Genomic DNA, 14,725 nt, shown 5'->3' with positions numbered 1-14,725 from the left:
CTTATTCTTCCTCCTTGATCAAATTGCGAATGGTCTGCATGGACAAATCACACGATGCCAGTTCGTCGGCACAGCGCTTCAATTCACGGCTGATCATTTCCGGATTTTTAATGTTTTTCTTGTATTTCATTTCATGTTCGAGACTGGCCCAGGAATCCATGGCCAGCGTGCGCAGCTGGATTTCTACGAAATACGTTCCCGGCAGCTGCCCCAGCACATCTTCATAGGGCACCGTGACTGCCAGGATCATATGATAACTGCGATAGCCATTAGGCTTGGCATGGCGGACGTAATCCTTCTCTTCTACGACGCGGCAAGCCGGCAACTTCCGTATATACTCGATGTTCGTATAAATATCATCGATAAAACGGCAGACAATGCGAAAGCCAATGGCATCATGAAGATCATACAGGGCCGAACGTGGCGTCTGGGGCAAATTTCGTTTGTCGCACTTACTGCGCATACTCTGGTCGGCCTTGATACGAAAGAGCAGATGCTCATAAATCATAGAGCCGCTTCTTGCTTTTTCTTTTTCACTATAGGCACGGATTTCAGCCGCCATGTGATTCATGATTTGTGGTAAATAGGCGCTGTATTTACCGTATATATCATTACTCATATCAGTACACCTTCTTCTTACCGGCACATACTATTCCTGTTTGCATAGTATAATGTCATATTGTAACAAAATTTCCGGATCATTACCATGACGATACGGTTACAGTTTTACAACAATTTTTCTGCACCCGGAACCTGTACCTTCTCCTTCTATTATACACAAAAATGCACAAAAAAAAGCAGGGGCTGATAGTATCAGATCCCCCGCTTATACCCTCTGTTACGCTCTGCTTTTCTTTCCTCCCGGTGCTTTTTCTGCCTCCTGGCCCTGATTGATTTGGCGTTTTGCATAGACGGCAATAGCCGTGACAATCAAGCCTGCAACAACATATAAAGCCGACGTGGATATATCATGATACTGAACCCAGAAATAGCCGGCGCCAAAAAACCAAAACGCTGCAATAACACAAACGGCGTAAAAGCGAATCATATGAATTCCTCCAGCATAGACGCATTCTGCCTCGAGCAGAAAAGTATTTAACAGTACTATGATACCATAAATTGACTGACAACGGAAGATGCGGAGGAAAAACAAGTCTCCCTGCTTGAAGCCGCTTCTTAAACGACAGAAAACCTCTCACCCGAAGGCAAGAGGTTTTCTGTCGTTATGATTAAAGCAGGTTGACGATAAAGCTAAAAGACATTAATGCGCCAACAGCAACTACTAATTTTGCATTCGTCCCCATGAGTATTTCCCCCTTACTTAAAAAAATAATGTATTTTATAAAAGCAAACAAATAAACGATGTAAATGATGCAGATAAGAACGAAGCCGCCTGAGGCCCTGCCGTACGCTTCCGGCCTGTCCTCCAAGTGCTTTTATTTCTTTATCTGAACCTATAGTAACGCTGTTAAACAGCAATTTCAAGTGGTATTTCTCTTCTGCTATGGCACCATCACGCCATACGTTTTTGCTTGTCCCGTCCAGGACCACAGACCTGTTACCGTTTCTTTTCTACACTTTATAATTTTAATTTTAAACTTAAAAAAAAGTTCTTAAAATTAAAATTGTAAAATAATTATAAATTACTAAAAATCATTTTTCTACTAATAGACCGTAAGATTTTAGTTGCTTTCTAGTTGTAAAAGAGTCGCAAAAAAAGTAAAATAGGAACTATAGAAAAACGTTTATCGTAAAGGAGGTGTTTCCGGTCATGTATGACACACACGTACATACCATACCGCCTGCTGGGAAAACGGTTGACGACTATATGCGCATGATAAAAATTAATCCCTACGCGCTGCAACATATTCCTAACCCAACAGAAGAGATGAAGCTGGCAGCCTTACGCGAGAATGGTCTGGTGCTAGAATTTATTAAGGACCCTACACGGGAAATGCAGCTCACAGCTTTGCAGAATACAGCTAAAGCCATCCGCTTCATCCTCCACCCATCAGACGAATTCCTGAGACGGGCTGTACGCAAAAGCTGGACCAATTTGGCATACATTGATACACCGCCGGAATGGCTGATCCGCGACGCCCTGGCGCAGTCAGGCTGGGCCATTCAGTATGCCGAAAACCCCAGTGAAGAACTGCAGCTCCTGGCAGTCCGTAACACGTACGACGCCATTAAATATATAAAGAAGCCAACACCGCGTGTCCAGGCAGAAGCGGCGGCTATTAACTATATGTCCCTGCGTTACGTGGCAGAGCCTACGTTTGAAGCGCAATGCATTGCCATCCAAAAGGACGAACAAGCAATCCGCCTCTTTATGAATGCCGATAAAAAGACGCTCTTACACTTCTTAAAGCTCAATATTCTCGTGATCCGGTACTTGCCGCGTAATAAGCTCGTCAGTCCGGAAGAACTGACTGACGTCTTGAAGGATACCCTATCTAAAGACGATGTATCCGAAAAATACGTGCGTGATTTCATTACGTGCAACCGCATTGAAACAGAATATGGCTGGACACAAATAGACAAACTTTATTTCGTCTATCACTATGGCAGCCGTAAAGCCAAACGCATTACAGTCGACGAAAAGTTGAAAATTCAGTAGGTATACAGCCTGCTATAATACATTAATAATATATGGGCCTATAAATGGCCACTTATGTTCAATTGCTTTTTATTTTACTAAGCCTGCATGACAGGCCTTGAGACAGGATGGAAAATAGATGAACTACAATGATACGTTACAAAGTGTAAAACTGGTATTAGAAGCCCAGGCAGTTCCCTTATTGATTGGTGAAACCGGTATCGGCAAAACAGCCCTGGCTGCCGAGCTTGCCGATGAAAACGACTGGTGTCTTATCAATATTGACGGGAATATTTTGAAAGAAGGGGAAATCGGCGGCCTGCCGACAGTCGAAAACCGCACGACGGTCTATGCCATTCATCACAAGCTGCGGGAAATTGACGAAGCGCTCAGCCAGGGCCGGACGGTTCTGCTCTTTATCGATGAAATCAACCGCTGTGAACATGCTGTACAGCAGGAATTGATGAACCTCATTTTGAACCACGAAATCAACGGCTACCACCTGCATGACAGCGTGCGCATTATTGCCGCTATGAATCCGACAGATACGTATGATTATCAGACCGTAGAAATGGACAATGCCCAAAAGAACCGCTTCGTCTGGCTCTACATGGAACCGGACTATATGCAGTGGCTCGACTGGGCCGCTGCTGCCGGTGTCGATCAAAAAGTTATGGAATTCATTTCTACCTTCCCTGATTATTTATCTCAGAAAAACGAAGACGATATCGATGCGACGCCGCGCAGCTATGAACGTATTTCTGATATTTACCGCGTTTACGCCAAGCACCCTGAACGATATCCGAAGAACGTCTTTTACAATGTCATTGCCGGTAACGTAGGCAAAGTCATTGCCGAAGAATTTGTCAATTTTGTTCATTCCGATGCGGCTCCCTTAGTGACCTACAACGAAGTCTACAGTGGCTCTGAACTGAGCCAGGACGTCATCAAGAAGATCGAAGCCGAATCCCACACGCGTCTCTATTTGGCCGCCAAAAATATTCTGCGCCAGCTCGACGCCAAGCTGGAAGCGCACGAATGCGATCCCCAGCCGGCGATCGACCGTCTCGTCTTGTTCCTCAAATACTATCCGGCCGATTTAATGATTGGCGTCATGAAGGATGTCCGCAACAATACGAAAGTAGTAAAAAAATATGCCCTAGAAAATGACAACTTTATTGACGCGTATTTTAAAACGTATGAAGCAATCAGGTGATAGCCTTGAAAAATGCATTGCAGGCCGAGTCCATTCTTCTCGGCCAAAAATTAAATATCTGGGCAGACAATCACATGCGCCTGGAAGAAAAAGAACAGCGTGCTGCCACCTTGCCTGATGATTTTGTAAAAGAGTTTTTTGCCTTTGTCAGTAAGGTAAGCCTGCAGCTCGTCGATGCGAAGGATAATTTTTACGGCTACTTCTTTTTCCAGATGGGAAAAGAAATCCGCCTCAACATCGGCTCTGCTACAGCCGTGACCTTTAAGGATGCTAAGTACGTCATGTACTTCAATCCGTTTATCTTTCTGCCGCTTACGATAGAGCAGATGGAAAACTGCATTCGTCATGAAATCCTGCACATCGTCTTCCAGCATCTGCAGCGGGCCCGGGATCTGCGCGATCATTACAGCAAACTCGCCCTCAATCTGGCCATGGATATCGTCGTCAACACGTACCTGCACCCCTTGCCCGATGACGCGGCAACATTAGACTGGGTGAATCTGCAATATCACCTCTATCTGACACCCTTCGGCACGCTGGAAAATTATGTCGATGAAATTGAAACGGCTTTGAAAAACAGGGAAAAGACGACTACCGTTACGGATGACGATAATACGGCCCAGACAGACATCCTGACCAAATTTGATCCCTTGCGGACCCACGACGTCTGGAATGAAGCGGACACCATTGATGCCCAGCTCTTAGGACGGTTCACAGAAAAGTATGTGGACAGTGCCAATCACGGTCAGGTTTCCGATCATCTGGCCAACGCCATTGCTGCTATCAAAGACAGCAATCGTACCCTGCCATGGCACTTCTATTTAAAGAAATTAGCCGGCACCGTGGCCAGCGGCAATAAGAAGACAACGGCCCGGCGCAACCGCCGTCAGCCGGACCGCCTGGATCTGCGTGGTGAACTGCGCAATTACAAGGCTAAGATTTACATTGCTCTCGATATTAGCGGCAGCATCAGCGATGACGAGTTCAAGCAGGCCATGGAAGAAGTCTTTCAAATCGTACGGGAATACAAGACCGAGATTACAGTCATCCAGTGTGATGACCAAATCCGTAAAGTCTATAAAGTCCGTACGATTAAAGACCTCATGGCCCGGCCAGCCGGACGTGGCGGCACGAGCTATTCACCGGTTATCGAGTATGCCAACGAACACAAGATCGATTTACTGCTCTATTTTACAGACGGCAAAGGCGAAGAGGTACTGCGCACTAAACCATCGGGCTATAAGATTCTTTGGCTCATCGGCGGTAATGGTGATTCCTTATCGTTAAAAGAACCGTGCGGCCTTGTGAAGTACCTGAAACCCATGCTGGAAGAAACGCCGGCATCAGAATTCTTCTTCGTAGAAAAAGGCGGTTATTCTATGAATAACCAAGAGGACATTAGTTTGATATTTTAAATTCACTTCATCTATACTATTCGTGAAAATTATCTCATGTCATTCCATTTTGATTTATGAAGGATTATGTGAGTGTATTTGCAAACTCGTTCGCAAATACACTCAAAATGACCTAAAATTCTACTATTTATGCATGGGAAGAAATCAGGAGCTACTAATATGCGTATTCGATATAGGAAATATACATTTTTGACTTGCAAATAGTTCTGAAAAAATATACTATATACACATAGAGATTGTGAAATTTAGAACTCAGATATTTTCAGATCTACCAGCTGACCTGGTATGGGTTCCAAATTTTTTCTCCCTACGCAGACAAATAGTGATTTACTTAGCAGATATCTACATCTACTAGAAATATACTATTTAAATTATTTTATGTTATTCAGAAAGGGTGGTTTTACAAATGGAAAAAGTAGTTATCGTAAGTGCAGCTCGTACTCCTATCGGCAGCTTCAACGGCCAGTTCAAGGACTTAACGGCTGTAGAACTCGGCTGTGTAGCTGTTAAAGCAGCAATTGAACGTGCTAAAGTTCCTGTTGACCAGATCGACGAAGTTATCATGGGTCATGTACTGACAGCAGGCTGCGGTGAAAATACAACTCGCCAGGTAGCTCTCCACTCCGGCATTCCTCAGGAAGTACCTGCTTTTACGATCAACAAGCTTTGTGGTTCCGGCCTCCGTGCTGTATCCCTGGCAGCTCAGCAGATCGAACTCGGTGATGCTGACATCGTTGTAACAGGCGGTATGGAATCCATGTCCAACGCTCCGTATGTAATCGCTAAAGCTCGTCGCGGCTATCGTATGGGCAACGGCGTTCTCGAAGATACCATGCTTCGTGACGGCCTCGTTTGCACAGAAAACGGCTACCACATGGGCGTAACGGCTGAAAACATTGCTTCCCGTTTCGGCGTATCCCGTGAAGATCAGGACCTTTGCGCTTACAACAGCCAGATGCGCGCTGCTAAAGCTCAGAAGGAAGGCAAATTCGACGCTCAGATCGTTCCTGTAACGATTCATAACCGCAAAAAAGGCGATATCGTTATCTCCACTGACGAACATATCCGTCCGGACACGACGCTTGAAGGTCTCGCTAAATTAAAACCGGCCTTCACAAAAGACGGCACAGTTACAGCTGGTAATGCTTCCGGCCTGAACGATGCTGCTTGCGCACTCGTTCTCATGAGCGAATCCAAAGCTAAAGAATTGGGCATCAAACCGATTGCTAAGATCCTCAACTGGGCTTCCGCTGGTGTTGAACCTGCTATCATGGGTACTGGTCCTATCCCGGCTTGCCACAAACTGTTCGACAAGACTGGCCTCAAGATGGAAGACTTCCAGCTCGTCGAATTGAACGAAGCATTCGCAGCTCAGGCTGTATATTGCTGCCGTGAACTCCATGCTGACATGGAAAAAACGAATATCTACGGTTCCGGTATCTCCCTCGGTCATCCCGTTGGCTGCTCCGGCGCTCGTATCCTGACAACACTGCTTTATGCTCTTGCTGAACCGGAACGCAAAAACGGTTCCCGTCTCGGCCTTGCTGCCCTTTGCATCGGCGGTGGCCAGGGCACAGCAGTTGCTATTAAAATGTGTGACTAATTCCTAACTAGATGGTCTTAAAAAAGACAGCCATGTATTTGGCTGTCTTTTTTATTACAGAAACATAATAAAAGACTACACTTTTTCCGTTTTTCAATAAATAAACTTTATTCATCTATTTTATTTTTTTATCAAAAAAATATTTCATTTTAACCCTAAAAGTGCTAAAATGAATTAGCTTAAATTAAGGCTGATTCTATTATTTTAAAAGACACGTCCATTTTTACATTGTGTCTGGCCTAAGAAAGAAGGACTGATAATGAAAACTTCCCGTCGTAAAATGTCTATGGTTCAGCTGACGTTTGTCACTGCAGCCAATATGCTCGGTGCCGGCATTATAATGTTGCCGACCAAGCTGGCCGAGGTTGGTACGATTTCTATTATTTCTTGGATTATTACTTCTCTTGGCTCGCTGGCACTGGCTCTCACCTTTGCCAGGTGTGGCATGTTCTCTACCAAGCCGGGTGGCATGGGAGGATATGCTGAGTATCGGTTTGGACGCTTTGGACATTTTATGACGAGCTACTCCTACTCCGTATCGATCGTTATTGCAAATGTGGCTATTGCCATTTCCGCCGTAGGCTACGGTGCCGGATTCTTCGGTGTCGACCTCACGCCGGTGCAAACGTGTCTATATACTATCGCTCTCCTTTGGCTCGCTGCAGTACTCAACTTCAGCGGCTCTCGCTACTCCGGCAAGCTCAGTACGATTACGATCTGGGGTGCCATCATTCCCGTTTTGGGCATTTCCCTTATCGGCTGGTTTTGGTTTGATCCCCAGCTCTGGATTTCCTCGTGGAATCCCAACAGCTTTGGCTTCAGCGATGCCGTAGGCAATTCTATTGCCCTGACGCTCTGGTCTTTCCTAGGGCTCGAATCGGCAGCTGTCAACATGGATGCCGTAGAAAACCCGCAGCGTTCCGTTCCCATTGCAACCTTTGTCAGCACCCTGGCGGTGGCCTTTATCTACGTGGCTTCAACCAATGCCATTGCCGGCATTGTGCCTAATGCAGATATTCTCAGCTCCAGCGCCCCGTTCGGTCTGGCCTTTGCTACGATGATGGGTTCTACAGCCGGTAAGGTCGTCATGGGTCTCATGGTCTTCTCCTGCGCAGGCTCGCTCCTTTCGTGGCAGTTCACCTTAGCCCGTGTTTTTAAAACCAGCGCCCAGCGTGGTCTCTTCCCGAAGGTTTTTGCCAAGGTTACCGAATCGGATGTACCCTTGAAGGGCATCATCGTCATTCTCATCATCCAGACTCTGTTATCCTTTATGACCATCAGCCCGACCTTGTCGGAACAGTTCGAAAACCTGGCCAATCTGGCCGTCGTTACCAACGTCATCCCCTACATTCTCTGCTCGGCAGCCTTGAAATCCATTTTGGATCAGGAAGGTATCGATGGCAGTGTCTGTAACCGGAATACGTCGTATTTCCTCGCCGGCGTATCGATTATCTATTGTTTTTATGCCATGACGACACTGGATCTGCCCACGTTCCTCGGTGGCTGCAGTGCCCTGCTCATCGGCTGGATGACCTATGTCGTCCGCTTCAACATTATGAAACAGACCTTTATTCAGGAACAACGCGTAAAAAGCTAAGCGATACAACCAGTCATAACGGAACGGCACCTAATGAATGTATGCTTCCATTAGGTGCCGTTCTTTTGTATCCGTGTATTATAAATTTCCCCTACGTGCCTCTCTGTGCCGATTTATCTATACGCCCTAGGAAAGATTACTCTATTTGTGCTACAGGCCGTCAGCAGGTCTCCAGGGCGCAAAAAAACGCTGTTTTCCATGAAGGGGAAACAGCGTTTTGCACGACTATAGATACTTTTTATTAGACGGCACGAGGAATACGAGATTACTGCAGGCTACAGCTACGCAAAGAGCCAATGCTTCTGCCACAAGGGGAATGAGATAGACCAAATAACTCCCCTGGAAAATAGGCGTAATGCCTACGGCAAAGCTGATATAGGGAGAAGACGGCACGTGCAGTCCCACCCAGACGAGGAGCATGATCAGCAGCCGTACCAGCTGCCAGGCCCGTTCTGCCGACGAGCTGTACCGGTTCTTACGGGGATAAAAATATAAGACCAGCGTGCCGATGACAAAGATAAGCATGAGGAAATAACAAAGTCCCATGAGGACGAAAATTCCCGGACCGAAAAGGCTAAGCTGATCGAACTCATTCATAGAATGAAAAAAGGTAGTGCCAAAGAAGACACAAGGAATTGGCAGAGCATAGAGACAGGGATCCAAAAATTCGGAATAGGCGTGCTTGCGGCGGTTATCTTTCCACCAGTCAAAGCCCCGTGCCAGCAGGCTCTGCAAAATCAAGGTCGCCAGCATCCACAAAAAATAGGCTGCCACGCGGCTGTAATAGTTCTGCCATAGGACTGACGAATTGAGCAGATCCAAAAAGCTGAGAGAAAAGAGGAGCCCCGTCAATGAGGCGTACAGCTGCATAGCTGTTGTCGCATAGGCTGAAGTCCCCTGTTTTTTTATCTGTCTGTGCCGCAGCCATAGAGGCAACAAAAACGAGCCCAGAGCGAAGATCAAAAAGGAAAGAGTGACAAAGAATACCCGGTCTGACGCAAAGGCCCCAAAGGGTACCGGAATCAGGCAGACGGCCAGCCAGCCAATAGACAGGGCCCGCTGACGCCATGCTTCTCTATTCATAGGCCCCTCCCTTCTGTCTTGCCCATGAGCCGCGTTTGCACGTAGGCGCCGGCCATAGTAAGACAAAGTTCAATATACATGAGAATGATAAAAACGATGTCCCTGCCGAAGGTCGGCCAATTCCAAAAGGATGAATGCTTCCATACAGGCCCCATGAACTTGCTGAAAACAATGCCGGCAAGTGCCAGAAGAATCCAGACGCACACATAACTCGTGCGCGTAATCACTTCACTGCGCGGGCCAAAGGAAGCCTCCCGGCTGCCCAGATAGGCCAAAGGAATGACAAAAGAAAGAACGATATAAGAAATCAGCGCGACAGCCGCACTGGAACCGCTATGGATCGTATACGAACCGATGGGAATGGGAATAATGAAAAAACTCATAAAAACGCATTGACGGATAAGATCACGCCACAAGCTCATGGTATCTGCCTCCTGTACTCGTAGTCTTTTGGGCTACATCTTCTTTAGTATATCAAATTATAGAAGCCTTGGGTAGCCTTGCGTTACAGCGGGGAGACTGCACGATAGGCGCATCCATGGTATAATAAACATGATATATTTGCTTTGACGAAAGGAAAGACATATGACCATACAAACAGAACCTCTTTTTTCATTCCTGACCCAAGCCGTTTCTCCTTATCACGCCGTACGGGCCGGCAAGGACGTATTGCGCCGCCATGGTTATGAAGAACTGCCGTGGACACAGGCCTGGCGCCTGCACCAGGAAGGCACCTATTTTGTGTCCCTCTATGGCTCGGCTCTCATGGCTTTTCATGTCGGCAAGAATGTACGCAGCCATGTGCGTCTGGCCGCTGCCCATACAGATTTTCCCTGCTTGCGCATAAAGCCTCAGGCCGTTGCCAAACAACGCGTCTACAGCCGCCTGAACGTGGAAGTTTACGGCGGTATGAACCGCAGCACCTGGCTGGACCGTCCTTTATCCTTGGCCGGCAAGATCGTCCTGCGTGGCAGTGATGCCTTTCAGCCCCGCACCCAATACGTGAACCTGAAGCGGCCCTTGCTGACCATTCCCAGCCTGGCCATTCATATGGAACCAAAGACTAACGACGGACTCGTCCTCAATCCACAAAAGGACATGCTGCCCCTCTTTTCCTGTGACGGTACAGAACTGGCGGAAGAATCTCTCCTCTCCTATTTGGCGGATGCCTTACAAGTCGACAGCGACGCCATATTGGCCTACGAGCTGACGGCTTATCCCGTAGAACCGCCTTGCTATTTAGGTGCTCACGACGAACTCATTTCCGCATCGCGTTTGGACAACATGACCTCCGTTCTGGCCTGCCTGGACGGCCTCGTAACGGCTAAAGAGGCCGACGGCCTCTCCCTCATTGCCCTCTTCGATAATGAAGAAGTAGGCAGCCGGACCAAACAGGGTGCCTTATCGGCAGCATTGCCCAACATCCTGCAGCGCATCTATGCCGCCCTGAGTCTTACGCAAAACGACTATCTGACAGATCTCAGCCGGGCCTTCCTGCTCTCTGTAGACGTAGCCCACGCCCTCCATCCCAATGCGCCGGAAAAAAACGATATTACGAATTTCCCTGTCTTAAACGGCGGCGTCGTCCTGAAAACGGCTGCCAGCCAGAGCTACGTTGGCGATGCCGAATCAATTGCCATCATCCGCGCGCTCTGTGAAACGAATGACATTCCCTGGCAGTATTACGTCAACTGCTCGGATATCCGCGGCGGCTCTACCCTAGGCTCTCTCGTCTCAGCTAACCTGGCTATCCGCGCCATGGATATCGGCGTGCCCCTCTTGGCCATGCATTCGGCGCGGGAACTCATGGGAACCAGGGACCAGGATGCCCTGACGCAGCTTCTCACAGCCTTTTTTGCAGGCTGAGTCATTGTTTGACAGCCCTTCATTTTCTCTATAGAAAGGTATTCATATGAAAACATTTCAAACCCTGGGTGTTACGCCCTTTATTTCCGATTTATTGCATAAACAGGGCATTGACGAGCCTACAGAAATTCAGGCCCAGTCTATCCCGGCGCTCTTTAAAGGCCGCGACGTTTTGGCCCAGGCCCAGACCGGTACAGGCAAAACCCTGGCCTTTCTCTTGCCGGCACTGCAACAGATCCGTACGGATCTCTCACGGGAACAGGTACTCATCGTCGCACCGACGCGGGAACTGGCCAAGCAGATTGCCGACGTAGCAGAAACACTGGCTCCGGCCCTCTCTGTAGACGTACTCAGTCTGATTGGCGGTAAAACCATTGAAAATCAGCTGCAAAAGCTGCATCGCCATCCGCATATTATCATCGGTACACCGGGCCGCTTATTAGACCATTGCAACCGGAATTCCCTCGATTTATCCAACGTCAAACGGGTTATCGTCGACGAAGCAGACCAAATGCTTCAGGCTGGATTCCTGGAAGACATTGATATGCTCATTTCCATGACGCCGAAGAGCCGGCAGCTCCTCTTCTTCTCGGCTACGATCCCCGACAAGATTCGTAATCTGGCCAAGAAACACATGACCAATCCCTTAGTACTCAACGTGCGTGAAGGCGAAACGATTGCCTTGGAGACGATTGAACAGCGTATTTATATGGTCAGTGAAGAACACAAGCTAGATCTCCTTTGCCGGATGCTGACGGACATGAATTCTTACTTAGCCATCGTCTTTTGCAATACGAAGGAACGCACGTCTATCCTGGCCAGCGATCTCATCGCCCGGGGCTTCAATATTGGCGAGCTCCACGGCGATATGAGCCAGGGCCGGCGTACGCAGGTACTACGCGATTTTGCCAAGGCGAAAACGCAAATCCTCGTAGCCACGGATATTGCCGCCCGCGGCATCGATATTGAAGGAATCACGCACGTCTTCAGCTATGACGTGCCTCACGACGTCGATTATTATATTCATCGTATTGGCCGTACAGGCCGTGCCGGCAGCGAAGGTCTGGCCATCATGTTCGCTACGGCCGCTGATGAAACGTGGGTACGCCGCATTGAACACAACATTCAGGCGACGATTACCAAGTACGCTGCCAACGGCCAAGTGCGCGTAAAAGCCGCGAATACAGCGCCTAAACGCAAAAAGGTATTCAAGGATAAATTACCAGCCAGCACGTATCAGGCCACGAAGAGCAAGCGCCATAAAACACTTCATAAAGGTGGCGACAACCGGCGTCGCCGCAAGTAACCGGATACAACAAAACAACCCCCGTTACCAGCATAGGCTGATAACGGGGGTTGTTTATATTACGTCAGATCAAAGTCTGCCAATATCTTTGAGGAGCTGCTGGCATTTAGCGCGAACTTCCGGCGAAGCTTCTACCAAAGGCAGGCGGAGCGGGCCGGCCGGGAAACCGAGCATGTTGACCATGGTCTTGATGGGTACAGGGCTGACCGTACAGAAAATCCCCTTCATAAAGGGCAGATATTTCTGGTGCATAGCTGCAGCCTTTTTAACGTCACCGTCTTTATGAGCCTGAATCATTTCGCTCATTTCTTTGCAGATCACGTGGGACGCGACGGAGACAACACCTTCACCGCCGACAGCAACGATCGGCAGGGTCAGGTTATCATCGCCACTGTACAGGTGGAAGCCTGCCGGGGCGTTAGCTGCCACATAACCGGCATAATCCAGGTCGCCGCTGGCATCCTTCAGGCCGATGATGTTCGGGAAGTCATGGGCTAAACGGCACAGGGTCGGCGCTTCGATTTTGCCGCCTGTACGGCCCGGTACGTTATAAATGAAGATCGGCAATTTCGTCGACTTGGCAATAGCTGCAAAGTGTGCATAGCAGCCGTCCTGGTTCGGCTTATTATAGTACGGCACGATGCACAAGAGGGCATCGACGCCAAGGCCTTCGGTCCGTTTGATCAAATCGATGGTCTGCGCTGTGTTATTAGTACCTACGTTAGCCATGACGAGGGTTTTATCCTTCAAAGCATCGGCGGCAATTTTGAAGAGCTTCAGCTTTTCGTCTTCCGTCATGACGGCACCTTCACCGGTCGTCGCGGCAACGAGAATGCCCGAACCTTGGGCTGTATATTTTTCTGCCAATTCCCGGAAGGCTTCATAATTGACGGAGCCATCTTCATGGAACGGGGTAATCATGGCTGTGATTACATTTGGAAAGGTTAACATAGTAAATCAACTCCCGTAACAATGCGTATTAGATCATATCATGAGCCAGCATGTATTCAGCAATCTGCAACGCGTTCAATGCTGCCCCTTTACGAATCTGGTCACCGGAAACCCAAAGATTAATGGCTTTCGGGTTATAAATATCTTTACGGATACGGCCTACATATACATCATATTTTTCCGATGTATAGAGCGGCATAGGATAGTCCATTTCAGCAGGATTATCCTGTACCTGTGCCCCTGGGAAGGCCTGAATAGCCTTGCGTACGTCTTCTACGCTCAGTTCATCGGCCGTTTCCACCATGATGGATTCGGCGTGGCTGCGGAAGACCGGTACACGGACCGTCGTCGGCGTAATGGCAATGCTGGCATCGTGAAGCATCTTATGTGTTTCATTTACCATTTTCATTTCTTCTTTTGTATAATCATTTTCCATGAACTTATCGATCTGCGGAATCAGGTTGAAGGCAATCGGATAATGTTTGGGCAGGGATTTGCTCGGCAGGATATGTGGCTGCATTTCTCTGCCATTGAGATAATCCACCGTTTCTTCCCGCAATTCATCGAGACCTTCTTTGCCCGCACCGGATACGGCCTGGTACGTGCTGACGACGATTTTCTTGATAGGAGAAAGGTCGTGAATAGGCTTTAAGGCCATGAGCATGATGATGGTCGAGCAGTTCGGGTTGGCAATGATATTTTTATGCCACGAAATGTCTTCCGGATTGACTTCCGGCACGACGAGCGGCACTTCCGGATCCATCCGGAAGGTACTGGAATTATCGATGACGACACAGCCTCGTTTTGCTGCTTCCGGCCCCAGTTCCTTACTAATGGAGCCACCGGCAAATAAACCGATGTCTACGCCGTCAAAGGATTCCGGTTTCGCTTCTTCAATTGTATATTCCTGTCCGTTAACAGTCATTTTTTTGCCAGCAGACCGGGCGGACGCCAGTAATTTTAACGTACTGTACGGAAAATTCCGTTCTTCAATCAAGCGGATAAATTCCTGTCCTACAGCGCCTGTGGCACCTAAAATAGCTACTACCGGTTTCTTTGTCATATTAAAATTCCCCCTATAACCCCGGT

At 48.1% G+C, this 14,725-nt stretch carries 13 protein-coding genes; 7 read left to right on the top strand and 6 right to left on the bottom strand.

The annotated features are described in order from the left end of the window. Position 1: 1 nt before the first annotated feature. Together H8J70_RS07100 and H8J70_RS07095 are read right to left on the bottom strand one after the other, a co-directional pair. The gene (locus H8J70_RS07100) at positions 2–619 is read right to left on the bottom strand and encodes a GTP pyrophosphokinase (protein ID WP_186503168.1); all 618 of its coding nucleotides are present in this window, start codon (positions 617–619) and stop codon (positions 2–4) included. A 219-nt stretch (positions 620–838) separates the two neighbouring features. Further along, entirely contained in the window at positions 839–1,048 is a 210-nt protein-coding gene (locus H8J70_RS07095; protein ID WP_186503167.1) for a hypothetical protein, read from the bottom strand. 723 nt (positions 1,049–1,771) lie between these two features. Between H8J70_RS07095 and H8J70_RS07090 the strand changes: the two genes are divergently transcribed. The 5 genes from H8J70_RS07090 (at position 1,772) to potE (ending at position 8,430) form a co-directional block, all read left to right on the top strand. Further along, the gene (locus H8J70_RS07090; protein WP_222433619.1) at positions 1,772–2,620 is read left to right on the top strand and encodes a hypothetical protein; all 849 of its coding nucleotides are present in this window, start codon (positions 1,772–1,774) and stop codon (positions 2,618–2,620) included. A 118-nt stretch (positions 2,621–2,738) separates the two neighbouring features. Continuing rightward, on the top strand, positions 2,739–3,815 hold the full coding sequence (locus tag H8J70_RS07085; RefSeq protein ID WP_186503166.1) for an ATP-binding protein: 1,077 nt from the start codon (positions 2,739–2,741) through the stop codon (positions 3,813–3,815). 5 nt (positions 3,816–3,820) lie between these two features. After that, entirely contained in the window at positions 3,821–5,230 is a 1,410-nt protein-coding gene (locus H8J70_RS07080) for a vWA domain-containing protein (protein ID WP_186503165.1), read from the top strand. Positions 5,231–5,636: 406 nt separating this feature from the next. Beyond that, the gene (locus tag H8J70_RS07075) at positions 5,637–6,833 is read left to right on the top strand and encodes an acetyl-CoA C-acetyltransferase (protein WP_186503164.1); all 1,197 of its coding nucleotides are present in this window, start codon (positions 5,637–5,639) and stop codon (positions 6,831–6,833) included. A 259-nt stretch (positions 6,834–7,092) separates the two neighbouring features. Continuing rightward, positions 7,093–8,430, top strand: a complete 1,338-nt coding sequence (gene potE, locus H8J70_RS07070) for a putrescine-ornithine antiporter (protein ID WP_186503163.1) — start codon at positions 7,093–7,095, stop codon at positions 8,428–8,430. Between the two features lie 225 nt (positions 8,431–8,655). Here potE and H8J70_RS07065 read toward each other — a convergent pair whose 3' ends face one another. Both H8J70_RS07065 and H8J70_RS07060 read right to left on the bottom strand, forming a co-directional pair. Further along, positions 8,656–9,513, bottom strand: coding sequence for a hypothetical protein (locus tag H8J70_RS07065; protein ID WP_186503162.1), 858 nt, complete (start codon positions 9,511–9,513; stop codon positions 8,656–8,658). After that, positions 9,510–9,935 (bottom strand): hypothetical protein, encoded by a 426-nt coding sequence (locus H8J70_RS07060; protein ID WP_186503161.1) that lies wholly within the window; start codon positions 9,933–9,935, stop codon positions 9,510–9,512. The genes H8J70_RS07065 and H8J70_RS07060 overlap by 4 nt, the downstream gene beginning before the upstream one ends. A 163-nt stretch (positions 9,936–10,098) precedes the next feature. Between H8J70_RS07060 and H8J70_RS07055 the strand changes: the two genes are divergently transcribed. Further along, the gene (locus H8J70_RS07055; RefSeq protein ID WP_186503160.1) at positions 10,099–11,379 is read left to right on the top strand and encodes a M18 family aminopeptidase; all 1,281 of its coding nucleotides are present in this window, start codon (positions 10,099–10,101) and stop codon (positions 11,377–11,379) included. 46 nt (positions 11,380–11,425) lie between these two features. Continuing rightward, on the top strand, positions 11,426–12,685 hold the full coding sequence (locus tag H8J70_RS07050) for a DEAD/DEAH box helicase (protein WP_186503159.1): 1,260 nt from the start codon (positions 11,426–11,428) through the stop codon (positions 12,683–12,685). A gap of 69 nt (positions 12,686–12,754) precedes the next feature. Here H8J70_RS07050 and dapA read toward each other — a convergent pair whose 3' ends face one another. Then, the gene (gene dapA, locus H8J70_RS07045; protein WP_186503158.1) at positions 12,755–13,636 is read right to left on the bottom strand and encodes a 4-hydroxy-tetrahydrodipicolinate synthase; all 882 of its coding nucleotides are present in this window, start codon (positions 13,634–13,636) and stop codon (positions 12,755–12,757) included. A 28-nt stretch (positions 13,637–13,664) separates the two neighbouring features. Next, entirely contained in the window at positions 13,665–14,699 is a 1,035-nt protein-coding gene (locus H8J70_RS07040) for an aspartate-semialdehyde dehydrogenase (RefSeq protein ID WP_186503157.1), read from the bottom strand. Between the last annotated feature and the right edge of the window lie 26 nt (positions 14,700–14,725).

Origin of the sequence: Megasphaera hominis, from assembly GCF_014269395.1 — a bacterium.
Classification (GTDB): Bacteria; Bacillota; Negativicutes; order Veillonellales; family Megasphaeraceae; genus Megasphaera; species Megasphaera hominis.
The sequence above is the reverse complement of the archived record's forward strand: the minus strand, read 5'-3'. Positions and strand labels throughout refer to the sequence as shown.

Bases quoted from the DNA above. Each gene is read 5' to 3' on its own strand.
- H8J70_RS07060 (WP_186503161.1), bottom strand. From the start codon at position 9,935: ATGAGCTTGTGGCGTGATCTTATCCGTCAATGCGTTTTTATGAGTTTT.
- H8J70_RS07095 (WP_186503167.1), bottom strand. From the start codon at position 1,048: ATGATTCGCTTTTACGCCGTTTGTGTTATTGCAGCGTTTTGGTTTTTT.
- potE (WP_186503163.1), top strand. From the start codon at position 7,093: ATGAAAACTTCCCGTCGTAAAATGTCTATGGTTCAGCTGACGTTTGTC.
- H8J70_RS07065 (WP_186503162.1), bottom strand. From the start codon at position 9,513: ATGAATAGAGAAGCATGGCGTCAGCGGGCCCTGTCTATTGGCTGGCTG.
- H8J70_RS07085 (WP_186503166.1), top strand. From the start codon at position 2,739: ATGAACTACAATGATACGTTACAAAGTGTAAAACTGGTATTAGAAGCC.
- H8J70_RS07075 (WP_186503164.1), top strand. From the start codon at position 5,637: ATGGAAAAAGTAGTTATCGTAAGTGCAGCTCGTACTCCTATCGGCAGC.
- H8J70_RS07100 (WP_186503168.1), bottom strand. From the start codon at position 619: ATGAGTAATGATATATACGGTAAATACAGCGCCTATTTACCACAAATC.
- H8J70_RS07040 (WP_186503157.1), bottom strand. From the start codon at position 14,699: ATGACAAAGAAACCGGTAGTAGCTATTTTAGGTGCCACAGGCGCTGTA.
- H8J70_RS07055 (WP_186503160.1), top strand. From the start codon at position 10,099: ATGACCATACAAACAGAACCTCTTTTTTCATTCCTGACCCAAGCCGTT.
- H8J70_RS07050 (WP_186503159.1), top strand. From the start codon at position 11,426: ATGAAAACATTTCAAACCCTGGGTGTTACGCCCTTTATTTCCGATTTA.
- H8J70_RS07090 (WP_222433619.1), top strand. From the start codon at position 1,772: ATGTATGACACACACGTACATACCATACCGCCTGCTGGGAAAACGGTT.
- dapA (WP_186503158.1), bottom strand. From the start codon at position 13,636: ATGTTAACCTTTCCAAATGTAATCACAGCCATGATTACCCCGTTCCAT.